Source organism: Paraburkholderia largidicola (assembly GCF_013426895.1).
Taxonomy (GTDB): domain Bacteria; phylum Pseudomonadota; class Gammaproteobacteria; order Burkholderiales; family Burkholderiaceae; genus Paraburkholderia; species Paraburkholderia largidicola.
This window is the reverse complement of sequence record NZ_AP023177.1, coordinates 565,641-590,487: the sequence shown is the minus strand read 5'-3', so window position 1 is coordinate 590,487 and position 24,847 is coordinate 565,641. Positions and strand designations below refer to the sequence as shown.

Sequence of the window (24,847 nt, the reverse complement as noted above, 5' to 3'; positions counted from 1 at the left end):
GGGATGCCGTGTTTGAAGAAAGTAATTAATACGCAAGAACCTGTACGGCAGACCACCAAATTCTTTCAATTCTTTCGAAAAGTTTAGCCATTATTCCTACTGCGGTCCGCCGACTATGGTCAAATAGTTACAATGTGCGGCGCATGAACCGTTTTTGATATATATTTTCCGCATCATTAATGCTTCACAAGGTCGAATCACCTCATACAAATGCTCGCCACGTTACGGTGCGTAGCTTTTTTACAGCGAACGCACTAGGGCTTCGTACGTTCTCTCAGCTCTGACCCGAGTACCCTCGGATCGGTCAGGGTTTCACGTGCCGGCCCCATGCGGGCCGGTCTTTTTCTAGCTCTAGCCAAGGTTCTTTTCCTGCACGCAGCTACAGCGCGGCCGTTCAGCGCGCCGACCTTCTCCGCCAACATCAGCGCGTAAGCGCCAAAGTGCAGGTCGACCTCTTCCTGGGTGACGGCGTGAAGGAAGATATTGACCTGCTCTGGTATCAAGCCCATCAAATTTGCAATAGAGACTTCGGGCTGTGCCAGCATAAATCCGGTCTTCGGCAAGCGTGGTGCCGGCGGTCACGTCATATGCCTTCTCATGACGAAACACGATTCGACGACACGCGCCCGTGCGCTTACATTGTTGTCGACCGCGAGGCGTGTGAGTCCCGCTACCGGGGTGCATCAGTTCGGTCGGGAAGTCCTTTGTCGAGCGCAGCTTGATGCGATGTTTGCCGAGGGTTGCCCCGTCCGTATCGAATTCCATGGTTCTCTCCTGGGTAGCCGGATATTCCCGGAGGCGGCTTCTTTACGGTCAGGTCCAAGTACGTTCGCGGGATACGCCAACCGCTGCTGCCCCTTTCGGGTGATCGCCGACGTCGTGCCGCTCGTGTCAAAACCAGATTCAGATGTCTCGAAAATTTGCCGGCTTGATGCTTAGCTTGAACATACGCTTGCGGCCTGCGAAGTCGCCGACATGCCTGTGCTGACCCTCGCGCAATCGCATGATCCGATTACACGTGCCGAAATACGCCGACCTGATTAGCGTCGACGAGGCTGGCTATCGGCCGGTTCTCGATCGAGACACAAAGTACCCGCCAACATCTCAGGCAGTGGACGTGAAAGTCGCGGCGCAGGACCGCAACCACTTGGAGAGTGATGCAGTCGGTGGTGTCAAGCAAATCAGCACTGCATCGAGCGGGCCAGCGATGAGCAGGCAAGCTTGCGTCGGCCCTGTCTACCGGACTCTCGACACTCACTTCGGAACGACCACCGAACGCCCCTTCACCAGCAACTCGAAGATCGCTTCGAGTTGCTGCACCAGTTGATCGGGCGGGACCTGCGTCAATCCGGCTATCTCGACGATCTGTCGCATGACCTGAAAGCCCGCGATGACGGCCAGAAACATCGCAGCCCGCTGGGACGCTTCTTCGCCAGGCAACATCTGCGTCAGCGGCCGCGCAAAGTGTGTTTCGAACTTCCCGCGCAGAATGCCCATCGCCTGCTCATTGTTCGACGATCGCAGCATGATGAGAAAGCCATCCATTGGCGTAACGTCCGATGCCGTTCTCGCCACCAGGGCAGCAGCGATCTCCTGGCATAACGTCGGCACGTCAAGCGCCTTCGTCATGGTTTGTCGCGTGAGAATGCCCGGAGCCGATAGAACCAGATCGATCACATCCTCGAATAACTGATCCTTGGACCCGAAATAGCGATTCACCAGCATGGCAGTGACGCCCGCGTTCTCGGCGATCTCGCGCACGCCTACGTCGTAGCCCGATTGCGTGAATGCCTTGCGCGCGGATTCAAGGATTGCCTGACGAGTTGCAGCGCCTTTCTTGCTCAGATTTTTCATAAATTAAACAGGCGTAGACTTTTCAGATCTAAAATTATACACTTGTAGAACTTTTCCGATCGAGGAAGACATTATGGATCTGAAACTGAAGGGCAAGCGCGCTCTGGTCACGGGATCGACTGCGGGGCTGGGCGAGGCAATCGCGAAGTTGCTGGCGGCCGAAGGAACGACGGTGATCGTGCATGGTCGCAACAGCGAACGTGCAGAGGCCGTTGCGTCAGCGATCATTGCGGCGGGGGGCCAGGCCGAAATCGCGCTAGGCGATCTGGCAACCGATGCAGGGGCCGATGCGGTGGCCGCGAGTTCGAGCGAAGGCGGTGCTGTCGACATTCTGGTCAACAACGCTGGCTACTACCACCATCTCAACTGGAGCACGGCCTTGCCCGAGAAGTGGATCGAGACCTATGAGGTCAACGTCCTGTCCGCCGTGCGCATGATCCAGCGACTGGTGCCTGGCATGCGCGAGCGCGGATGGGGACGCGTGATTCAGATCGGAGGCGGACTCGCTGGCCAGCCTATCCCCATGCAACCCGACTACAACGCCTCGCTCGCCGCACGGCACAACCTGGCCGTTTCGCTGGCGCGCGATCTCAAGGATTCCGGCGTAACGTCGAATATCGTCGCGCCCGGCGCGATTCTCGTGCCGGCCGTCAAGGAGCTGCTGGAGAATATCGCCCCGCAGCATGGATGGGGCGAGACTTGGGAGGACATCGAGCGAGGCTGTGTGCGCGACATGGTGCCCAACGACGTCGGCCGCCTGGGGCGCCCAGAAGAGATCGCGGCGGCGGTGACCTATCTGGCAAGCCCCTATGCCGATTATGTGAGCGGCGCCACGATCCGCGTCGATGGCGGCACAGTTCGCTCCGCGTTCTGATCAAAGACGTAGAAGGGAACAGTCATAGCACCTGCGCCGACACACCATCACACCCTGGCGAACAGCCACTTCGTTCAATTGGTCAGAGGTTCTCAAAGCAGGTACCACCTACGAAGCACCGTCACCGCTCGGCCCTTCAAGTTGATCGTCGAATCGTCATCAATAACAACAACTTGGGAGCGAGCGCCGGATTGTGATCGGATTGCGCCTGCGCCGCCCGTCGGCGATCAGACATGGGCCACGACCTTCTTCTGGGTGTTTCCAACCCAGCTTGGATTCGAATCGCAACCGCAGTCTCCGACACTCCGTTCGAAAACGTCGCCATCGGCAAACAGCGTGTAGTGAAAAATTGCGGAAGCAGGTCAATGCAGCACCTGTCCCTATCCGTTCGCTCCAAACAGCCTTGGAAACTAGGGATGGTCGCGAGCCAACGCGGATGGTCATTAACCAGTGCTTGGGGGCAGGTTCCCGGGCTTGGGAGCGCGTCGTGGATGCGTTAGCGGCCGTCGCGACGAAGCCCAACCATCCCTATCATGCCAAGCGGCTATACAAGTATCTATCGCGCTACCCGATGGCTGACCGCGACCTGCAATGGTCCGAATATTTGCGACGAAGATATGCGTCGCCGACCATACATCGACTGCTGACATGGGCAGAGAAACTCGACACCGTGAATATGACTCGCGACGCGGCGACCGAGCTCGTGGTGTTGTTCTCCCTGGTCCTGACCACCGTTGTTCGCAGTGGTCGTGATCTTGCGACCAAGGCGCTCGTACTGATCGGAGAGCAACATCCTGATGTGCTGTTCTCGCACGCTGTGGCATGCTTGGACTTCAACGACCCGTATCTGCCGGAGCGAGTGCTTGCAGCAGCCTATGGGACAGCTCTTTCGCTGGTCGATTCGATAAAAGCGGCTTCGTTCCGGCCACTACTTGGAGATCTGGCTCAGAAAATTTACCGGCAAATGTTCGCTCGCCGTGCGCGCCACGCGACGCACCACACGCTCACGCGAGACTACGCGCTTGGCATAATTGAGGTGGCGCAGCGAGCAGGGTGCGTCAATCTGCCGAAGTCCGCTGTCCGCTACCTCAGCCGACCATTTCCCAATACCCCATCGCCATTCTCCAGCGATGGAACACCTGACGACTCGGTCAAAGACGCGATCGGGCACGCCATCCAGATGGACTTTGGTAACTACACCATCGGTCGCCTGATCCCCAACAGGGCGAACTACGACGAGACCAAGCCAGACTACGTTCGGGTGCGAGCAAAGATCGAGCGGCGCATGTTCGACCTCGGGTACCGGGACGAACGGTTCAAGCACATCGAGTCCGAGATCGGCCAGAACTCCTGGGACGCTCGCGACGAAAACAAGGTAAGCGGCTCACGAGGGCCGTTCTGGCATAGCGATTGAGGTTTTGGATAGTTTGGTATCCACCAAATTTATGGTGGGAACCAAAGTGGACAAGACGTGGGATGAGCGCTCCGCAGGCAGCGCATATAAACGGCCGAACTTTCCGACCGAATTCAAGCGGCAACTCGTCGAACAATCGTTCGAGCCGGGTGCGTCGGTAGCGTTGATCGCGCGCAGCAACGATATCAACGCGAACCTGCTGTTCAAATGGCGGCGGCTCTATCTGGCAGGAGAGTATGGTTTGCCAACGCTCCCGGAGGGCGCGGCGCCGAAACCGACACAGCAGGCACCTTCGCTGTTGTCTGTGGATGTCGTCGCTGAAGCAGCCAGCCATACGCCACCGACGGCAGTCACGACAGTACGGTCTCCAGAGGATCTTTGTGAGATCGAGTTCGACCGTGCGCGCCTGAGAGTTCGCGGCAACGTGTCACCGGATATGCTGCGCCTGCTGATTCGGGAGCTTACCCGATGATCGGCCTGCCGGCTGGCACTCGCATCTGGATCGCTGCCGGCGTCACCGACATGCGCGCCGGTTTTCAGGGGCTGGCGGCGAAGGTGCAGACCGCGCTCGAGGAGAATCCGCTGGGCGGCAACGTCTTCATTTTTCGCGGGCGGCGCGGCGACCTGATCAAGATCTTGTGGGCCACAGAGGACGGGCTTTGGCTCCTTGCGAAGCGGCTCGAACGAGGGCGTTTTATCTGGCCGCAGGCTGACGGTGGCAAGGTCCATCTGACCCATGCACAACTGTCGATGTTGCTCGAAGGCATCGACTGGCGTCAGCCGCGTCGAACGGCGGCGCTATCGGTGTTGTAAACGGCCTGGCGCACGCGTAAACTCCGGCGCATGACCGATGATGTCCCACTGCCGGATGACGTCGATGCGCTCAAAGCCTTGCTGATCGAGGCCCGCGCCCAGCTTGCCGAACGTGATATCGAGATCGAGCAGCTTAAGGCTCAGATCGACAAGCTCAGGCGGATGCAGTTCGGCCGCAAATCCGAGCAATTGGACCGCCAGATCGAGCGGCTCGAAACCAAACTGGAGGATCTGACGGGTGGGCGTGGTGCCGCCGATGTTCGCCGTGCCCGCGCGTCGGGTACGAGCGCGCCAGTCGGTACGACGGCCCCGAAGGAGGCGTTGCCGCCGCATCTGCTGCGCGAAGAGCACGTGCTTGACACTGGTTCGAACTGCCCGAACTGCGGCAACGCCATGCAACCACTTGGCGAAGACGTGTCTGAGCAACTCGCCCGTGTCGCCGCCGCGTTCAAGGTGATTCGCACAATCCGGCGCAAGGCAGTCTGCCCCTGCTGTCATCACTTCTCCCAGCCGCCAATGCCGGTGCTACCGATCGAGCGCAGCATTGCGCATCCGAGCCTACTGGCAGATATCCTCGTTTCGAAGTTTGCAGATCATCAACCGCTGTACCGGCTATCGGAGATTGCTGCGCGTGACGGCGTCACGCTCGATCGCGCCAGCATGGGGCGCTGGGTCGGTCAGTGCGAGGAGCTCTGTCGTCCGCTGACCGAGGCGCTGCGTCGCTACGTGATGGCGAGTTTCAAGCTGCATGCGGACGACACGCCAATTCCTGTGCTGGCGCCCGGCAACAGGAAGACCCGCACGGGCCGACTGTGGGTCTATGTTCGCGATGACAGTCGCTCGGGATCAACGGAGCCGGCGGCGGTCTGGTTTGCATACTCGCCCGACCGCAAAGGCATTCACCCGCAGAGCCATCTCGCCGGATTTGAGGGCATCCTGCAGGCCGACGCATACGGGGGCTTCAACGAGCTGTATGAAGGCGGCAGGATCCGTGAAGCGGCATGTTGGGATCACGCCAGGCGATATCTGTACGATGTTCATGTGCGTACACCCACCGAAGCGACAAGGCATGTGCTCGAGCTGATTGGCGAACTTTACGGAATCGAGGCCCATATTCGCGGCGCACCGCCAGGCGAGAGGCGGCAGGTACGACAGCACAAGAGCATACCGGTGTTAGCGGCCATCAATGCATGGATGACACACAAGCGCGCGACACTGTCAGCAAAGTCGGAACTGACCAAAGCGATCAACTATTCACTCAATCAATGGGACGCGCTCGTTCTGTACTGTGACGACGGTCGCGTCGAAATAAGCAACGCGCTGGCCGAAAACGCCTTGCGCTGCGTAAGCCTGGGGAGGAAGAACTTCCTCTTCGCAGGCTCCGACAGTGGAGGGGAAAGGGCTGCGGCAATGTACGGCCTGATCGGGTCATGCAAGCTCAATGGGATCAACCCCCTCAGCTACCTTGAATATCTCCTGACCCACATCGCCGATCACAAGATCAATCGCATCGGTGAACTCCTGCCATGGAATGTGGCAGACAGACTGCCCGTCCTGTCACCTCCACCGATCTCCCTCTGATCATTACCCTTCGGTCCAGTATCACTATCATCCCTCGCGCGCGCGAGTTCCATCGAACGGCCCTCGCGAGCCGCTTACAAAACAAGGTTGATCGCTATGGGAAGAAATATTCCTGGATCGCATACTTCGAGATGTGGGGTGAGCGCGACGCGAACCGGAAGCTACCGGATTGGCGCCAAGGTAGCCGAACCTCCGACTGCGGTGTAGATCCCACTTTTCCGAAGGCGCCGCCCGATTGGACGCCTCCTTTGCCGGATCTCTTTGGATCGCCTGCTGCCACTACTGAGGACTGGGTCGCCGGCGGGTACACGCCGAACTGGCACCCGCTCCTAGTGGTCCCCGAGATCAACGGGCACAAAGGTGAATGGGTGCTCGTTGAAGGATTTGTCCAAGGGGCTGACAGCGTGCACGATCGTGAGTTATTCGCATTCCTGCGCGGGATTTTCGTGGCCAGGAAGGACGTGGACGTGCTCAGGTCGAAGTTCCTGTCGATTGACTACCCAGGGAATCACGAGATCCCAGAGGGAGCCAACGAGCACTATCTATTCGCAGGAGAGCCGGGCCACCGCCATAGCTTCGCGCGCTATCTTCTCAAGCGCAACGACGAATACCGCCGTCAGACGGTGGAGGCGTTCGATGAGTACCTAGCGGACTACAGCGCCGATGAGAAGCGAACCATCACCATCAAGATTGCATCGATGTCCAGCGCTGCAACGAGCGACGAGGAAGTCCTTGAATTCGATGTTCCCACTGCCACCCGCCATATTCCGGGTGTCCGGCTTGAGCTGCCGTCCATCCAGTTTGGGTGGGAGTCCTACCACTCCGCGCACAACACCTTCTCGGGCTTTGACATCCCTGCGCCAAGCCTGATCCAGCGTCTTGACCTGTCCTGCTGCAACCGCGAAATCGACTTCTTTGATCGAAGCGGCCGCCCAGCAACGCTCTACAGACAAGCAGGCGAAGGCTATTTTGGCGACAAACACAAGCTGCTCTACGTCCGGGCCGACTTGCTTCGCCGCTATCTCAAAGAGACCCGCCAAGTCCTCGTCTGGTGCAACTGGGGGGAACGTGACTGGCTTAACAAGATGGAAGGGCACCGACTACTTCCGAACGAGGGCAGAGAGCGAGTCTTTCAGACTCATGCACACATCCATCGGACCTTCTCCCAATGGTCGGCCAACGACTGCATCGTGCTGTAGGCAGGAGCTTGCCATAAGCGCTGCGCTCGCGTCGCATTCTAAAGTCGGTGCCTTGCCACTAAAAGTAGGTACTGGCCGCTGACATGGCGGCCAGACAGAACCTGCTAGCCACTTGCCGGTTAGCGGCGGATCCGTCCCCTCGTCCGCGAACGACGTGAGACCGTAACCCGCCGTGAAGCAGACGTTTGCTCAACGAAACCTGAACAGCTGCAATGGCGTCGCGAGTACGCATTCGCCTGCAGTGAACTGCTGACGTTCGCCACCGCCGAACTGCGAATGTCGGCAAAGCGACTCATTGCCGCCTGACGGAGGCGCTACCCGAACGTCCACTAAGGCCGTCAGCCGACGGATTCCGCCCTTCCCTCGCACGCGCGGCGCCGGAGTTCGGAGGATTGCCGTGATAAGGCGCGGGTTATCACGGCAACGGCCTCACACGATTCGCGATTTATCGATCAAATCGGGAGTCGGCCCTGAACTCTCGATGACCGCTGCCAGGAGAGCCGGATCGAGCAAGCGCTAAACGGAAGCTTCAGGGACAAGACGCGCGAGTTTGTCCGCATCAACCGTCTTTCGCAGCGGACCACGGGCCGCCGACCAGCTCCGGGGCAATCCAGCAAGTCTGGTATTAAAATCGACGCCGCCAACGACTCAAGTTTGAACGTGCGCGACGAAGACGGCTGGCCACCGACGCTGCGGCAGAGACCACTCGCGCGGCCCTGGATCGTGCACGGCCTGTGCGCATCGCATAATGCGATTTCAAACCTGGGCTGCTCATGATTTGACTCAACAGGTCAATCGCCACCTCCCATTGAGCATGAGCCCCCTGCGCGCCTACGCGTGCCTCATTTTTCCTCGGCATGGTCCGGACTCGCTCAGTTCCATTTTCAGCCACGGCAAAACGGTAGCCTCGACGCGGCACTGTGATAACGAGGTTCCGGTCGGAGCCCAGTTTCTTACGGATAGCACAGACATGAACGTCGATATTGTTATCTTCAACGATCGCCCCTCTCCATACCGCCGTCAATAACTCATCCCGGGTAACAATCTGGCCGCCCGCGGCAACGATAAGGACAAGGATATCGAACGCTCGAGCGCCAAGATTCATGTCTTCGCTTCCAAGCATCAAACGGCGCGTGCCGATCTCTATTTGAAATTTTCCAACTTTCATGTTTTTGCGAAGCCCAGTCTGAATGTCTTGCACACGTGAGGGCGAATGGCGTTCGCAAAATAGCGCGCCTGCGCAATCCGAGGTTGCGCGTAGCGCAATACAACCCGAGAGAGGGCCAGGCAGGCCGATCTATCAATCGTTTTGAGTTCTACCTCGTGACGATGCCAATACTCCTTCGAATCCGTCCGGCCGTCCGATATTCGCGAACGAACCCCTCGAAATTCACATGCGATGAGTACAAACTTGCACGATCAGACGTCATTTGGACGCGACTGAAGTTATTGCACGAATGAATTTCGACAACTGCTGCACACGGGAAATTGTCGCGCGACACTAAAGGCGCCCGCCTTGTCTCCTCGTGGGCGCTCCACTTTCGCCCGCACCAGGGGCGTCCTTTTCGTGCGTTTTTGACGGTGCGTTGCTACCAGGGGGCAATAGAATTGGACGACTGCACGATATGCGCTGGCCTGCGGGGATCTCCCGCCGACACGATGCGCACGGACGATTTAAGATTGATCGGCATTGGTCAATGCGAAGGCGTGACGGCCATTGAACACTACCGTTGCGAGCAATGCGGCGCAGTGATGGCACGTCAACTTTGCGGATGCTCGTCTGAGAAGGTCTGGACTTTTCTTGCTTGACCTGTGGCACGCTCGCTGGCGAGCGCCGTATCAACTTGACTGTAGAACACACCACTTACCGCGACCGGTTTTCCTTCAATTGCGGCTCTCTTCGCCAGATCGGTGGTGTCGGGCTTGCTCATCGATCCCGTCGGCGTTCCTCTCTCATGTCGCGCCTACACCTTCGGACGCCACCCCAGCATCACGTCGTGCGCCGGATAGTCATGGTCGCCGCCAGCCCCGGCGCGTTGTCGGAAAAATCGAGCGAGCCCTGATGCAACGTCGCTACCGCCTTAACCAGTGCGAGTCCCAGGCCAACGCCCGGCGTGCCACGGCTTCGGTCACCGCGATAGAAGCGCTCCGTGACTTTGGTCCGCTCAGCGGCAGGAATGCCCGGGCCATCGTCCGAAACGGTGATATCGACGCGGTCCTCGCGCTCGCACAGCGACACACCAACTTCGCCATTCTCCTGCGCGTACTTGAGCGCGTTATCGATCAGATTGCCGATGGCTTGCGCGAGCAAAAGCGGATCGACAATCGCGGGTACTTCAGTTTCGGAGCAAAGCAACAGCGTCAGCGAAATTCCGCGCAACTCCGCGACCGGCTGATAGAACTCGACAGCATCGGACAAGATCGCCACCACGTCGCTTTCGATAAACCCCGAACGCCGCATACCCGCATCGATCTCGGCGAGGCGCAACAGCGCATTGAAAATGCCGATCACGCGATCAACATCGGCCATAGCGACTTCAAGTTGCCCTAGTGTGTCTTCATCACCGCGTTTGCGCAGTCCGAGAATCAACACTTCGAGCCGCGAGCGCAACTCGGTGAGTGGCGTGCGCAGATCGTGGGCAATCGCATTCGACACGTTGCGCACGCCGTTCAGCACTTCGATTAGCGCGTCCTGTGCCTGAATGCGCGTCTTAACCTCTTCTTCGAGCCGCGCATTCTGTTCCTGCTGCAAACGTTGCAGCGCGCGCAGCTTCAGATGCGTCTGCACACGAACGGCGACTTCTTCCATTTGCAGTGGCTTGGTCACGAAGTCCATCGCGCCCAGCCGGAAGCCCATGATCTTGTCTTCCGTCTGCGTCAACGATGTCATGAAGATCACCGGGATATCGCGCGTAACAGGGTTGTCCTTCAGCGCCCGGCAAGTCTGAAATCCGTCGAGACCGGGCATCATTACGTCGAGCAGGATCAGGTCGGGCTCGACAAGCTCGGCGCGCCGCAGCGCTTCATGTCCATCACGCGCCACCGCGACGCGCAAACCCTCGGCCTCGAGCGTATCGACGACAAGCCCCAGATTCGCCGCCGTGTCGTCCACGACGAGCACCACGGGAGCGTCATGGTTTTTCGGCTCTCCCATTGTCATTTTCCTTCGTTATTCAGATGGTGTTCGATCAGCGAAAGCAGCGCCTGCGATTCGTAGGTCGTCGCGAGTTGCCGTAAGCGCGCGGCAAACGGTTCGTACTTTTCATGCAGTTTCACAAGTCGATCGGCGTGCCGGTTGATGTCACGCATCGAACCGAGCAATGCATACCGGTGCAGTACGGTCATTTCTTCTCGTGGTGGCACGACCAGTTGCTGAGCTGCTTCGCACGTCGGCGAAGTTGTCGGGCTCTGGCTGAGGCCGAGCAACGTCACGACAGACTGCATCAGCCGGTCGAGGTCGAGCGGCTTTTCGAGAAAAACGTCGGCACCCGCGGCGATATTCGCGCGCGCATTTCGTTCGGACGCGTCAGCCGAAACGACGATCACAGGCGTTGCCGCGAACGCCTCGGAACGGCGCAGATGCGTCAGCATTTCAATGCCGCCCATCAGCGGCATCACGGTATCCAGAATGATCAGATCGGGGGTATGCGCCGCCGCTTTCGCGAGCGCGTCACGTCCGTCGCTGCTCTCTATCACATGAAATCCCGCCCGACCCAGCACTTCGACAAGCAACGTCCGATTCGCGGGTACGTCGTCGACCACGAGAATCGGCCGGCCTGCTCCATCGAGACTGCCTGCCTGCAGCCGTGGCGCGCACGCTCCCGTATCCGCCGCCGACGCAGGTGCTTCCAGTTCGAACCAGAACACACTGCCCGCGCCCGCCGCACTGTCGACGTAGATATCGCCGCCCATCATGCGTACCAGCTGCCGGCTGATGGCGAGACCCAACCCCGCGCCGCCGCTGCGCCGCGTGTGATCGCCGGCCTGTTCGAATGGCTGAAAGATCGCTTCGAGCCGGTCGGGACTCACGCCGATACCCGTATCGCGCACTTCGAAGCGAACGCGCGCCATCGCGCCACGGCTGACGGACAGGCTGACTTCGCCGTGGTCGGTGAACTTGACGGCGTTGGCGAGGAGATTGAGCAGTACCTGGCGCAGCCGGCGTTCGTCGACGCGAACGACAGCAGGAAGGTCCGCCGCCGCCACATAGTTCAGCACGAGGCCTTTCTGTTGCGCGCGCACGCCGACAATCTCGGCGATCGTCGCCAGAAACGCACGCAGCGACACTTCGCCGACCTGAAGTTCCAGCTTGCCAGCGCCGAGCCGTGCAAAGTCGAGGATATCGTTGATGAGCGTCAGCAGATGCTGACCACTCTGTTCGATCACACTGACGCCGGCCTGCTGACGCGCGTCGAGCCGCGCGTCTCGTTGCAACATCTGCGCGTACCCAAGAATGCCATTGAGGGGCGTGCGCAATTCGTGACTGATGTTTGCAAGAAACTGGTCCTTCGCGCGATTGGCTGCGACCGCCGCATCTTTTGCGATACGCACGGTGTCTTCCAGCGCCTTGCGCGCGGAAATGTCCTGAATGATGACGATCACATGGCTGGTATTCCCCGCGCCGTCGTGCTGAAGCGCGACGGAAAGACCGACCCACACCCGTGAACCGTCGAACTTCACGAGCGGCACTTCTTCCGAATAATGTGCGAGCTTCTCTTCCGTCAGCAAACGGAAGCGATCCAGACTCGCAGTCACGAAATCCCGATCGATCAGTCCATGCAAGCGCTTTTGCTGAAGTGCATCGCGCTCCAAACCGACGATTTCGCTCGAGCGCCGGTTCACGCGCAGGAAGCGGCCGTCGAGGCCGCAATGCGCAACACCCACCGCGGCGTTTTCGAATGTGCCGCGAAAGCGTTCTTCGCTTGCTCGCAGCGCCTGCTCGGTGAGCTTCAACTGCGTGATATCGACCAGACTGCCGACGAAGCGTACCGGCCTGCCCGTCGCGTCGCGACGCGCGGTGCCGCGCACCAGCACCCAGCGGTCGCTGCCGTCGCGATGCCGCAGCCGGTTTTCCAGTTCGAACACGCCGTTGCCGTCTTTGAGGAACGACGCGACCGCGACATCGGTGCTCGCGCGATGGTCGGGATGCAGCACGCTCATATACGCTTCGTAGTCGAGGCGTGCCTGAGGCGTATCGAAGCCGAGCCATTCGTAGATGTTCGAGTAGCGCGCAAAGCCCCGCTTGTAATCGCCCTCCGGCATGTCGATTTCCCACACGCCGACATTCGAGCCGTACATCGCCATTTCGAGCCGCGCATTGGTCTCGCGCAGAATCTCGGCCTCCTGCGCGCGGCGCTTCTGCGTCACGTCGCGGAACACGATCACGATGCCAAGCTGCGCGCCGCGTTCGTTGGTCATGGGCGTCGCCGTGCATTCGACGGGAATCTCGCTGCCGCCGCGTACCCGCAAAATCGCACGCGTCGGCAGGCCGCCCTCGCCTGCACCTTGCAGCACGGCAGCAGTGGGATCCGCGATTGGCGCGCGCGTGATTTCGTCGTGGATACGGAACATGTCGTGCAGCCGCAGCCCTGCCGCTTCGTCGCGCGCCCACCCCGTCAGCATCTCGCCCGCGGGATTGACGAACGTCACGAGACCGTCGGCGTCGGTTGCGACGACGCCGTCACCGATGCTCGACAATGTGACCGCATAACGTTGCTCGCTTTCGCGCAGGCGCCGCTCCGCGCCGCTCTTGTACAGCGCCATCTCGACGACGGTACGCAGTTGCGTATCGTCGAAGGGCTTGAGGACGTAGCCGAAGGGCTCCGCCGTGGTCGCGCGCTGAATGGTTTCCTCGTCCGCATAGGCGGTGAGGAATACGACGGGGATATCGCGCATCGAGCGAATGCGCCGCGCCGTATCGATGCCGTCCAGTTCGCCTTCGAGGCGTACGTCCATCAACACCAGGTCCGGCCCAGGCTCCGAGCGCCATTGCCATTGCTCGACGAGCGCGAGCGCTTCCTCGCCGCTCGCGGTGGTGCCGAGCACGCTATGGCCGGCGCGTTTCATCTGCTGCGCGATGTCTCGCGCAACGATACGGTCATCCTCGACGATCAGGATACGGGCCGAAGTCATCGCATGGTCCGTTCAAGGTTCCGCTGCATTGAAATGAATGGTGAATATCGTGCCATGCTGCTTAGCGATGTCGACGCTGCCGCGCAACTGCAACACGAGATCGTGCACGAGCCGCAACCCAAGTGTTTCATCGCGTTCGAATGCAAACCCGGGCGCGAGGCCAACGCCGTCGTCCGCGACACGCAGTTCGCAGCGCTGCTTGTCGAGCGCCTTGAGTTCGATTCTCAACGCGCCGCCGCGTCCATCCGGGAACGCATGCTTGAGCGCATTCGACACCAGCTCGTTGATGATCAGGCCGCACGATACCGCGCGATTCATGTCCAGCTGGATGTCGTCCACGGCAATCTGCATGTCGACGCTCAGCCGCCCCATGTCATAGACGCGCGCCAGATGGCCGCACAAGGTCGTCACATGGGTCGTCATTGAAATGCGCGCGAAGTTGCCGGCACGATACAGATTCTCGTGCACCATCGCCATCGAGCGCACCCGGTTGCGGCTGTCGGCGAACAGTTCAGCCACAGCTTTATCCGTCACGCGCTCGGCTTGCAGATTCAACAGGCTGCTGATCAGCTGCAAATTGTTTTTTACGCGGTGATGCACTTCATGCAACAGCGCGTCTTTTTCTGCGAGCAGCGTCTGCTTTTCTTCGAGCGTCGCATTTTCCAGCGACACGGCCGCCTGCGACGCAAGCAGCCGCAGGACGGCGAGCCTCGCCGGCGTGAAGACGCCGGGCGCCAGGTCGTTCTCCAGAAACAGCACGCCGATCAGCTTCGACTGCTTGACGAGTGGCAGCGACAGTACCGAGCGCGCAGGGTTCGCTGCGAAGTACTCGTCGGCAAAAAATGTCGCGTCGGACGAAGCGTCATCGAGCAGAACGGGGCGCTGCGTGCGTATGCTTTCGTGCAGCACGGTACGCGCCAGATGGGCCGACGTCACCGGCAGGCTTTCGATTTGCACCTCCACGCCGTCGCGCGCCGTTACTGCGACTGCCTCAATCTGCAACGCGTCGGCGCGCGGCAGCACGAGCAACGCGCGACGCGCGCCAGCGTGTTCGAGCATGATCGTCATCAGCGTGTGCATCAGGCGCGCGGGAACCAGTTCGCCTGAAATCGCCTGTGACGCCTTCATCACTGTTTCGACATCGATCAGTTCCGCGCCGACGCCGTGTGCCGGTGCGTGCCCGACGGGTTCCCGGATTAGTTCGCCGTAGCGCTGATCCAATGCTTTGACCCGTTCGACGGCACCCCATCGCAGCCACGCGCGCCGCGCATTGCGAAGATATGCGCTCGCCGTCGTCGCAAAGCCTCGCTTCAGATAGAACCGCGCCGCAATATCGTGCGCCAGCGCTTCGTCGTGGACGAAATCGTTATCGTGCGCGAGGCGGATGGCTTCCTCGTAACAGCTCATTGCTTCGAAGTCGCGGCCTGCTATCCGCGCAATCTCACCGCGCACCAGGGCGGCGCGGCTGCCGAAATTGGCCGGACAGTGCTGCGCCCAGACTTCGAGTTGACGATGATGTTCGCCGAGCTTTTCCAGGTTCTCCGCCCTTTCGTCTGGTGGCGCGCCGTCATGCCAGCTTGCGCGCGTAAGCCCGGCAAAGAACTGATATTCGGCGATTTCAAAGTGCCCGGAGGACGTCCAGAGCAGCGGCGACGCCTTGCGCTGCGCCTGCATCGCGCCAGCGATGTCGCCTGCCAGATAGCACGCCTGTTGTTTGCGTATCCAGTACCAGCAAGCCGCGATTGCGAGACTCGAATCGCCATCCAGCCGCTGCTCGAACGCGAGGTCATCGAATGGATTGACGAACTCGGCGTGTCCGGCAGCCGTGCCGCGCAATGAGCGGATCAGCCCGAGCTGCGCCGTGATGATGTCGACGATCAATCCGAACCTCGCGGCCTGCACGATCTGCAGACGCCGCTGCGCCTCCTGCTCCACTTCCACGAGCGGCTCGCCTGCAGCGATCAGCGTCGTGACGGTGCAGCAGCTGCTAAAACCGATGTAAGTCAGATCCCCGCTTTTGGTCGCGACCTCGAAGGCGCGACGCAACAGCGGCAAGCCGGTCCGGATCGGTTTGGTCCAGGGCGTGACGTGATACGCGAAGCACATGTAGACGCGGGCCTTGAACCGGTCGAGACCACGCCGATCGACCAGCGCCAGCCCTAGCTGACCGAAACGGTAGCCCGCTGCGTAATCGTTGAAAATCGGGCCGGTGACCATGCCAAGGTAGGCATATCCGAGCGAAGATGCGTCGCTGTTGCCATGCACGAGACTCAGATTCGCCATCCGGCACAGCACGAGGCAGACCAGGTTTTCGTCGCTGAAAAAAGCCGGCGGCAACACTGCTGTCAGCACGTTCATCGTCGCCGTGAGTTCGGCGTCTTCGAGCAAGGGCAAGTTTGCGAGCGTTTCGATCGGCCCGTTGCCGATACCCTGCAGCAGCCGGTCGTATTCTTCGCGCGCCGCTTGCCGCCCCGGATGCGGCGACCAGTCGATGCCCACATGCCGCAAATAGTCGAGACAGGTCTGGACGGCGAGACTGATCTGATCGAGCGCGGTGTAGAGCGTGATGCGCAGAAACGTGATGGCCGCACGATCGGTCAGCGTGCGCGCGCGCCCGTCCAGCATCGCGAGACGCCGCTTGCTGCCTTCCGAGTCACCCGTCAGGAACTCGCACTCGGCGCGCTGGCTCTCCAGCTGAAATTTCTTCGCATAGTCCGTATCCCATCCAGCTTCGCCGAGCAACTCGCTGCCGAGCGACAGATAGGTCAGCGCCGAACCATAGGCCGACGACGCTCGCGCGCGCTGCCCCGCTTCGAGATTGAAGTCGACGACCCGCGCGCGCTCCTGCTCGTCAACGAGCAGATGAATCACGCGGTTGTACTGGTTGACGATTTCGAAGACGCTGCGCTCTTCGCTCGCCGGCGCGAGCGACGCGAGTATCCGGCCGATCCGCAGATGCGCCTCGGCGCGTCGTTCCTCGGGAATCAGATCGTAGGTTGCCTCGTGCACACGGTCGTGCACGAAAGCGAAGCCGTCGCGGCTGCGGTAAAGCAAGCCCGCTTCGACACCATCGGCGAGTGTGGTTTCCACATCGCGTTCGCGCTCCCGTTCGTCGGCCGGTTGGCTCATGCTGACGCTGATGCGCGCCAACAGCGTCGACGTCGCACGGCCGCCGAGGCACGCGAACTGCGCAAGCAACGCCTGCGTCGGCTGCGGCAAACGCTCGATCTTCCCGACGACGAGATCGACCATGCTCTGCGCAAAGCGCGCCTCACGCAGACGCCGGTTGTCCCACGTCCAGACACGGCGTTCGACGTCGAATGCGAGCAAGTGCTCGTCCGTCAGCGCCCGCAGGAACTGCACGACATAAAACGGGTTGCCGCCCGTTCTCTCGAACACCAGACGGGCAAGATCGTCCACTTCGCGAGGCGTGGTCTTCAGCCCGTCGCCGATCAGACTTGACACGTCGCCGAACTGCAAAGGCTCCAGCATGATTTCGTCGATACGGGTGCCTGTCCGCCTGATCGTATCGATCGTTCGTCTGAGCGGATGCGTGAGGCCCACCTCATTGTCGCGATGCGCGCCGACCACCAGCACGTTATGCACGTTCGGTTCGCATAGCGTTTCTAGCAGGCTCAGCGTGCCGGCATCGCTCCATTGCAGATCGTCGAGAAACAGCACGAGCGGCTGGCTGTCGCACGGAAACGCGGCGATAAACCGCGTGAAGACGGCCAGGAAGCGCGTACGCGCTTCTTGCGGCGCAAGCTCGGGCACAGCAGCCTGCGGCCCGACGATGAGTTCCAGTTCCGGAATCAGATTAACGATCAGACGCCCGTTCGCGCCCAGCGCGTCGTGTAGACGCTGGCGCAGATCGTCGGGCGCGCTCGCTCCGTCATCAATCAGTTGACGGATCAGCGTCTGGAATGCCTGAGCGAGCGTCGCGTACGGAATGTCCCGCTTATAGCGCTCGAATTTTCCCGAAGCGAACCAGCCCCGCGACGCGGCGGGCGTCATGCGCAAACTGTTGACCAGCGCCGATTTGCCGATGCCCGAATAGCCCGACACGAGCGCCACGCCGATCTTGCCGTTCTGGACGACGCGATGCAACGCGGCTTCGAGCGTTTCCGCCTGTTTCTCGCGTCCATAGAGGCGGGAAGGCTGTTGCAGTTGAGCGGGAGAATCAGCGGCGCCCGGCACGAACGGCTCGACGCTGCCCGATATCCGCCACGCGTCGAGGCAGCGCCGCAGGTCATGCTCGAGTCCTTCCGCCGTCTGATAGCGCTGCGCCGCGTCTTTGGACAACAGGCGGGCAATGATCGCGGCAAGTTGCTCCGGCGCGCCGCGCGTGCACTCGGCGACGGGCATGGGCAGCTTCGCGGTATGGCAATGCAGCCATTCGGCAGCCGAGTTCGCGCGATACGGCAACTGCCCCGTGAGCAACTCGTACAGCACGACGCCTAGCGAATAGAGGTCGGCGCGCGAATCGGACCATCGGTTCATCAGGCCCGTGCGCTCGGGCGAAAGATAGGCGAGCGCCTCGACGGCCATATTGGGCAAACCGGACAACGGACGCTCGCGCGGCGCGCTCGACACGAGGCCCAAGCCCGTGAGCGCGACCGTCTGAGTGTCTTCGTCGAACAGGATGTTGCCGGGCCGGATATCGTTGTGCGTGAAACCACGGCTGTGCAGCGAGCGGAGCGCCGATGCAAGATTTGTCGCCACGCTGAGAAACCGGCCGATGGGCAGCGGCCCGCTCTGTGCGACACGCAGCGACTCGCCGCCCGGGTCCTCAAGAATCAGCGTCGCGCGGCCGTCGTCGCGTAACAGCGCATGAGGCCGCGCGACATGGACGCCGTCGAGCGCACCGCGCAACTGGTACGCGTGTTCAAGCCGTTCGTGGCTTTCCGCCGGCGGCTGCAACGCGGAGAATGTGACCGACAACCAGCTTTGGGCCTCGGCATGGCTCGTCAGGCGCGACAGCACGAATTGCCCGTCGTCACTCAATGTCGTTCTGTCGTAGCCCGTCAACCTCATGGTGCCGCCCTCGCGCTGAAGGCCGGCTCAGGCGCCGGCAGTGAGCATGTAGCCCGCGTTGCGGATGGTGCGCAGCAAAGACCGCTCGTAGCCCGTATCGATCTTCTGCCGCAGCTTGCTGACGTGCACGTCGATCACGTTCGTTTGCGGATCGAAATGGTATTCCCAGATGTTTTCGAGCAGCATCGTGCGCGTGACGACCTGTTCCGCGTGGCGCATCAGGTATTCGAGCAGCTTGAATTCCCGCGGCTTCAGGGTGATCGCCTTGCCGCCGCGCGTCACCTTGCGAGACAGCAGATCGATACACAGATCGCTGACCTTGAGCGTGGTCTCGAAGTGATTGTCCTGCGAGCGCCGCGCAAGCGCCTCGAGCCGCGCGACCACTTCGCCGAAAGAAAACGGCTTGACCACGTAGTCGTCGCCGCCTGCCTTTAGCCCGCGAATGCGCTCATCGACTTCGTCGAGCGCGCTCAAGATCAGCACGGGCACCTTGTTGCCCGACGCCCGCAGCGCCGCGACGATGCTCAAGCCGTCGATTCCGCCGGGCAGCATGCGGTCGAGCACGATTGCGTCGTAGGTTTCCCCGATGGCGAGCGCCATGCCGTCGCGGCCGTTGTCGGCCCAATCCACGACATGGCCGGTTTCGAGCAGGCCTTTTTTCAGGAATCCGCCCACCTGCTGATTGTCTTCGACCAGGAGAATTTTCATTTCAATCACTTAGCCCGCTCGTCACGCGCCATGCGCGCCCTGACAAAAGGCCGATGACATGTGCAAATCGGGCGAAATAGTGCACCGTCGCGCTGACCTTCGATTATCGCGCCGACCCGACACACGTAGCGACGGCCGCATATTAATTTTTTTTAACGTAATGCGGGCAGCGGTCCGCAGAAGCGCTTGCCAGCGGGCACCCAGCGAATCCCGGCTGGCTCATTAACTAACGTTAACGGTATCGCAACGCTGCGCATAGCCGGTCCTTCCTAAGATGACAAAGTGAAACCCGTGCACGACGCTCCGATATGGCCACGCACGGCCTCATCGTCACCCGCAAGATCACGCTTATGGACCCCGTCATGGAAGCGCCAGCTATGCAATCGAAGCGAAGCGCGTCTGGAAACTCTGTCGTTCCGCTCGGACAATTCGAGCTCGACCTCGGAGCTCGCGCATTGTGCAAGGACGGCCATGAAGTGCCGCTGGGCTCGCGCGCCTTCGACATCCTGTCGATAATCGTTCAGGCGGGCGGCCGGATCGTGACGAAAGACGAACTGATGGAGACTGTCTGGCCGGGCCTGTTCGTAGAGGAAGGCAATATCCACGTTCACCTCAGCGCGGTCCGGAAGGCACTCGGCGATCACCGCCAAATGATCGATACGGTGCCCGGCCGCGGCTACCGTCTCACCAGGCGGGAGAGCGACGCGCCCCAATCGCGCGCAACGGATCAAATCCCGAGGCGCACAATCGCGCCCGATCCGGCCGCTTTCGCCGCGTCGAGGCATCTGTTGCCGCGCCGCCGGCCGCTCACCGGGCGCGAACCGGTGCTTGAAGAAATCGACAACCGCTTCGCGCTGACTCGCGTGGTCACGCTGACAGGGCCAGGCGGCGTCGGCAAGACTTGCCTCGCGATCGAATTCGCGCATCGTAAGGCCACGGACCAGTCTTTCGACGTGGCATTCGTCGACCTCGCGCTACTCGAATCGGCGTCCGCCCTCGCACAGGAACTTGACGATATGGTGGCGGCGCACCTCGACAAGGCGAGGCGTCATCCAGCGCAAGCCTCTCCTCTTTCGCCGCGTGTTCGCATGCTGATCGTGCTCGACAATGCGGAGCATCTGGTGGATGAAGTGGCGGGCGTCGTCGACCACCTGATAGGTGCGCACGCATGCGTGCAGGTGCTGGTAACGAGCCGGGAGCGCCTGCGCATCGCGACTGAAACAGTGTTTCGCATCGAGCCGCTTACCGTGCCACAGGCCAGCGAGTGCTGCGAACTGCTGGTGCGTTCTCCCGCAGTGAACCTGTTCATGGAGCGCGCGAGTCTATGCGGCGTGTGCATCCATCGCGACGAAGTCCAACTCGTCGCCGAAATTTGCCGCCGCCTTGATGGACTCCCTCTGGCGATCGAACTGGCGGCCAGCAGGACGTCGGTCTTTGGTCTCGAAGGCGTTCGCCAACGTCTCGAAGAACGGTTCCTGTTTCTGGCGGACGGTTATCGCACCGCACAGCCAAGGCATCGGACACTGCGCGCCGCATTCGACTGGGGCTTTCAGCGCCTCAGCCCCTGTGAGCAGGCCGTCTATCTTCGGGTTGCCCGCTTCCGCTGCAGCTTTACCGTCGACGCCGTATTTGCCGTAGCGTGCGACGACACCATCGACCACGCGATGGCATTGGAATGCATCGCACAGCTCGTCGAGAAGTCGGTTTTCGATGTGAGCTTCGACGGCGTGATAGCGAAGTACCGCTTGTCAGAATCCGCGCGCGCTTACGCGTTGAAACAACTGGAATCGCTTGGCGGAGCGCCCGACGTCGCGAGACGCCATGCGGAGTATGTCGGTGCGTTGCTCGCAAAAACATCGTGCGACGATCTGCTCGACGATACGCGTGTCGCTTTCGAGTGGGCCTTTTCGCCTTCCGGCGAACGTGAAATCGGAATCGAACTGGCCGCCGTAATGATCCCTACCCTCTTCCGACGTGGGTTGATGGACGAATGCGCGCAACGTGCTGATGTCGCTGTATCTGCGCTCGAAACGATGACGGGAAGCGCGCGCAATCTCCGCTATCTCGAGAGTTTCAGGAGTGCGCAGTCGTATGCGGTGGCAACGTCGTAATGACGACTTTTGCGTTCGGCTGGTGCTGGCCCGTTGGGTAGCTGCCCATACTCGCTGGACGATCACTTCGCCTCGTTCTTACGTTGGGTGCCGCTGTGACGTGGGTACGCGTCATCACGCGAGTGTGGGATCGTCTCCGTGTTCTCGCAATTTCCGCGTTTGGGTATTCCTGTCAAGCTCTACCTCAGTCTTCAAAACGGCGGCTTGCAGTCGCTCTACACTCTGGTCTCCATTCTGCTGTTCACACTACCGCTCCCGTGCCGGTCGAGTCATTTTTCGGGCCGCCGGCGGGCCGGGCCTGAGCGGGAAAACCAACGAAATACGCGTGAAAAGTCACTATCATTCCGATCGTGCCGCACCGTCCGCGGTAGCCGGGCACTCGCCTAGCCAGACCAGGTTAATCTTTGTATGATGCGTCCCAACACACTGGGTATCCAACAAGCCATGCCAAGAAAAGCAAGGACTAGCGAAAACGCGACGCACGTCGACGCGCGCGACACGCCGGACGGCACCACTCGCCGCCTTGCGCCGGAAGTGCGCGAACGTCAGATCCTCACCAAAGCAATCGAACATTTCGCTACCCATGGTTTCTCCGGCAGCACGCGCGAACTCGCCCGCCAACTACGCGTAACGCAACCGCTTCTCTACCGCTACTTCCCCAGCAAAGAGGCCCTGATAGACCGCGTATATGAAGAAGTTTATCAATGGGATACGAGTTGGGAAAGCCTGATCAAGGACCGCTCCATTCCGATTCAGGAACGCATGGTGCGCTTCTATTCGGCGTACGCGGACGTGATTCTGCGGCGCGAATGGATCCGCATTTTCATCTTTGCGGGACTCACGCGCGAAGGCATCAATTCCAAGTATCTGGCACGCCTACGCGAACGCGTGTTCTTGCCTGTCATGGCTGAAATCCGCTCCGCCTACGATCTGCCGGCAGCGACCAGCTCGAAGCAGCGCGAAACGGACCTTGAACTGATCTGGAGCCTGCACGCGAGCATTTTTTATCTGGGCGTGCGCAAGTGGATCTACGGGCTGCCCGTCAGCGACGACGTCGAGGACCACATCGCGCGTCAGATCGATGCCTTCCTGAACGGCGTGCCCACAGCGCTGAAGCATGCGGTCAAAGATGCCCCCAAGGCCAAAAGCCGCACGAAATCGATAGCTTGACGAACGCGAGCCGCACGTCCGGCTCCCCCGCTTCGCCTTTTCATTCCGCCCCAATCCTCCTGAGTCTTCCAGGGTAAACACCGGCGCCTTGCCGCTTTCTCTGCCATCGTGCCTGACCTACAATTTATCAAACGATCACTAATCGATCGATAAATAGCGTAGCAGGAGTGACAGATGCCCATTTCGAAACTTGCCCATTACTCGATCCGCACCACCGATCTCGAGAAATCCTGTCGTTTCTACGAGCAGATCCTCGGTTTCAGGCGCGGCTACCGGCCTCCCTTCAACTTCCCCGGCGCCTGGCTCTACAGGGGCGGCGACGAGGCTGACTTCGGCACCGTCCACATCATCGGCGTCGATCCCGACAACCCGGACGGACTCGCCGCCTATCTCGGCGACAAGGCCTTGCCTGCGACGGGAACGGGCATCGTTGACCACATTGCATTTCTCGCAACCGGCGTCGAAGCGATGTGGCAGACGCTGCGCGCCGCAGGTATTGAGTACCGCGATCGCACGGTGCCGAGCATTGGCTTGCATCAGATGTTTATCGAAGATCCGTCGGGCGTGACGATCGAACTGAATTTCCCTGCGGAAGAAGTCTTGCAGTTAGGTGCCGTGCAACCGGCTCAGGTTGCAACAACCGTTGGCACAGGAGAGTAGCCATGACGAAAACATCTGCACGTTCGAAAGCGGTCGTCGTCGGCGGCTCCCTGGGTGGTCTGTTCGCGGCCAATCTGCTGGTCCGTAACGGCTGGGATGTCGAGGTATTCGAGCGCGTTCCCGACGAACTGGCTGGGCGCGGCGCCGGCATCGTCACCCATCCCGAACTGTTCGAGGCAATGGCGGCAGCCGGAATCGCATTCGACGCTTCAATCGGCGTCAAGGTGGAATCACGCGTGACCTTTGCGCAGGACGGCGGCGTCCTCTCGGAGCGCGAACTGCCGCAAACGCTCACTGCATGGGGAAAGATGTACCACGTGTTGCGCGCCGCACTGCCCGAAGTCCACTATCACGCCGGTGGCACGGTCGTCTCCGTGCAGGACGGCCCCGATCGCGCCATGGTTTCCCTCAGCGACGGCACTGTCGTCCATGCCGATCTCGTCATCGCGGCGGATGGCTTTAAATCGGCGATTCGCGAACAGTTTCTTCCCAACGTCAAGCTGCAATATGCAGGCTATGTCGCGTGGCGAGGTCTCGTCGACGAAGCGTCGCTGTCGCTGCAAACGCGCGAAGCGCTCTTCGAAAAATTTGCGTTTTGCCTGCCACCGCGCGAGCAGATTCTCGGCTACCCCGTTGCGGGTCAGGGCAACAGCACGGCGCCCGGCGAGCGCCGCTACAACTTCGTCTGGTATCGCGCCACCAGCGAAGACATCCAGTTGCCGGATCTGCTGACCGACGCATCCGGAAAGCGCTGGGTCGGCGGCATTCCGCCGACACTGATTCGCGATGACGTGCTGGCAGATATGGAAGGCGCTGCCCTCACCCTGCTCGCACCGCAATTCGGTGAAGTCGTGACCAAGGCAACCCAGCCGCTGTTCCAGCCGATCTTCGATCTCGAAGTCCCGCAGATGGCCTTCGGCCGCGTCGCCTTGCTGGGCGACGCCGCATTCGTCGCGCGTCCGCACTGCGGCATGGGCGTCACCAAAGCGGCAAGCGACGCCATGGAACTGGTGAAGGCGCTCAACGCGAACAATGACGTTCAGCAAGCGCTGGCAGCCTATAGCCAGGTGCGCACGCAGGTCGGCGCGGCGATCGTTCAGCATGCCCGCCACCTCGGCGCCTATATGCAGGCGCAGCTGAAGAATGAAGTCGACCGGGAAATGGCTGAACGCTATCGCACGCCCGATGCCGTGATGCGCGAAACCGCCGTGCCCGCGCGCTTCTAGCAGAAGCCCGCGCATGCGCGGGTTTGTCAGCAGTGTTCAAAGTACAGGACCGACGTGAAGCCGGTTAGAAA

The 24,847-nt window shown here is 60.8% G+C and carries 17 protein-coding genes and 1 pseudogene; 10 read left to right on the top strand and 8 right to left on the bottom strand.

Features of this window, described 5'->3' with window-relative positions; all coding sequences use genetic code 11:
* Window positions 1–395: 395 nt before the first annotated feature.
* Window positions 396–765, bottom strand: a pseudogene (locus PPGU16_RS42145) (hypothetical protein); the annotation flags it as partial.
* A gap of 489 nt (window positions 766–1,254) precedes the next feature.
* Window positions 1,255–1,854, bottom strand: coding sequence for a TetR/AcrR family transcriptional regulator (locus PPGU16_RS42140; protein ID WP_180727495.1), 600 nt, complete (start codon window positions 1,852–1,854; stop codon window positions 1,255–1,257).
* A gap of 73 nt (window positions 1,855–1,927) precedes the next feature.
* Here PPGU16_RS42140 and PPGU16_RS42135 point away from each other — a divergent pair, with 73 nt between their 5' ends.
* The 6 genes from PPGU16_RS42135 to PPGU16_RS42110 all read left to right on the top strand — a co-directional run bounded on the left by PPGU16_RS42135 (window position 1,928) and on the right by PPGU16_RS42110 (window position 7,735).
* Window positions 1,928–2,728 carry an SDR family NAD(P)-dependent oxidoreductase gene (locus PPGU16_RS42135; RefSeq protein ID WP_180727494.1) on the top strand — a complete coding sequence of 267 codons (801 nt, stop codon included), beginning with the start codon at window positions 1,928–1,930 and terminating at the stop codon, window positions 2,726–2,728.
* Window positions 2,729–3,215: 487 nt separating this feature from the next.
* Window positions 3,216–4,142 (top strand): hypothetical protein, encoded by a 927-nt coding sequence (locus PPGU16_RS42130; protein ID WP_180727493.1) that lies wholly within the window; start codon window positions 3,216–3,218, stop codon window positions 4,140–4,142.
* Window positions 4,143–4,146: 4 nt separating this feature from the next.
* The gene (gene tnpA, locus PPGU16_RS42125) at window positions 4,147–4,614 is read left to right on the top strand and encodes an IS66-like element accessory protein TnpA (RefSeq protein ID WP_243460538.1); all 468 of its coding nucleotides are present in this window, start codon (window positions 4,147–4,149) and stop codon (window positions 4,612–4,614) included.
* Window positions 4,611–4,955 (top strand): IS66 family insertion sequence element accessory protein TnpB, encoded by a 345-nt coding sequence (tnpB, locus tag PPGU16_RS42120; RefSeq protein ID WP_180720033.1) that lies wholly within the window; start codon window positions 4,611–4,613, stop codon window positions 4,953–4,955. Before tnpA ends, tnpB begins: the two co-directional genes overlap by 4 nt.
* Window positions 4,956–4,985: 30 nt before the next feature.
* Complete coding sequence (gene tnpC / locus PPGU16_RS42115; RefSeq protein ID WP_180720034.1) at window positions 4,986–6,536, top strand: IS66 family transposase; 1,551 nt, start codon at window positions 4,986–4,988, stop codon at window positions 6,534–6,536.
* A gap of 248 nt (window positions 6,537–6,784) precedes the next feature.
* Complete coding sequence (locus PPGU16_RS42110; protein WP_180727492.1) at window positions 6,785–7,735, top strand: hypothetical protein; 951 nt, start codon at window positions 6,785–6,787, stop codon at window positions 7,733–7,735.
* 625 nt (window positions 7,736–8,360) lie between these two features.
* Here PPGU16_RS42110 and PPGU16_RS42105 read toward each other — a convergent pair.
* The 6 genes from PPGU16_RS42105 to PPGU16_RS42080 form a co-directional block, all read right to left on the bottom strand.
* Window positions 8,361–8,903, bottom strand: a complete 543-nt coding sequence (locus PPGU16_RS42105; RefSeq protein WP_180727491.1) for a winged helix-turn-helix domain-containing protein — start codon at window positions 8,901–8,903, stop codon at window positions 8,361–8,363.
* Window positions 8,904–9,495: 592 nt separating this feature from the next.
* Complete coding sequence (locus PPGU16_RS42100) at window positions 9,496–9,666, bottom strand: hypothetical protein (RefSeq protein WP_180727490.1); 171 nt, start codon at window positions 9,664–9,666, stop codon at window positions 9,496–9,498.
* Between the two features lie 59 nt (window positions 9,667–9,725).
* Window positions 9,726–10,889 carry a hybrid sensor histidine kinase/response regulator gene (locus tag PPGU16_RS42095; protein ID WP_180727489.1) on the bottom strand — a complete coding sequence of 388 codons (1,164 nt, stop codon included), beginning with the start codon at window positions 10,887–10,889 and terminating at the stop codon, window positions 9,726–9,728.
* Between the two features lie 2 nt (window positions 10,890–10,891).
* Window positions 10,892–13,867 (bottom strand): response regulator, encoded by a 2,976-nt coding sequence (locus PPGU16_RS42090; RefSeq protein ID WP_180727488.1) that lies wholly within the window; start codon window positions 13,865–13,867, stop codon window positions 10,892–10,894.
* 12 nt (window positions 13,868–13,879) lie between these two features.
* The gene (locus PPGU16_RS42085) at window positions 13,880–18,901 is read right to left on the bottom strand and encodes an AAA family ATPase (RefSeq protein ID WP_180727487.1); all 5,022 of its coding nucleotides are present in this window, start codon (window positions 18,899–18,901) and stop codon (window positions 13,880–13,882) included.
* A gap of 27 nt (window positions 18,902–18,928) precedes the next feature.
* Entirely contained in the window at window positions 18,929–19,609 is a 681-nt protein-coding gene (locus PPGU16_RS42080; RefSeq protein ID WP_180727486.1) for a response regulator transcription factor, read from the bottom strand.
* A 362-nt stretch (window positions 19,610–19,971) separates the two neighbouring features.
* Between PPGU16_RS42080 and PPGU16_RS42075 the strand changes: the two genes are divergently transcribed.
* From PPGU16_RS42075 to PPGU16_RS42060, 4 genes are all read left to right on the top strand, one after another.
* Window positions 19,972–21,720, top strand: coding sequence for an ATP-binding protein (locus tag PPGU16_RS42075; RefSeq protein WP_243460796.1), 1,749 nt, complete (start codon window positions 19,972–19,974; stop codon window positions 21,718–21,720).
* Window positions 21,721–22,128: 408 nt separating this feature from the next.
* Window positions 22,129–22,890, top strand: coding sequence for a TetR/AcrR family transcriptional regulator (locus PPGU16_RS42070; RefSeq protein WP_434064461.1), 762 nt, complete (start codon window positions 22,129–22,131; stop codon window positions 22,888–22,890).
* Between the two features lie 174 nt (window positions 22,891–23,064).
* Complete coding sequence (locus PPGU16_RS42065) at window positions 23,065–23,550, top strand: VOC family protein (RefSeq protein ID WP_180727485.1); 486 nt, start codon at window positions 23,065–23,067, stop codon at window positions 23,548–23,550.
* Window positions 23,551–23,552: 2 nt separating this feature from the next.
* Window positions 23,553–24,776, top strand: coding sequence for an FAD binding domain-containing protein (locus PPGU16_RS42060; RefSeq protein WP_180727484.1), 1,224 nt, complete (start codon window positions 23,553–23,555; stop codon window positions 24,774–24,776).
* The last annotated feature ends 71 nt before the right edge of the window (window positions 24,777–24,847 follow it).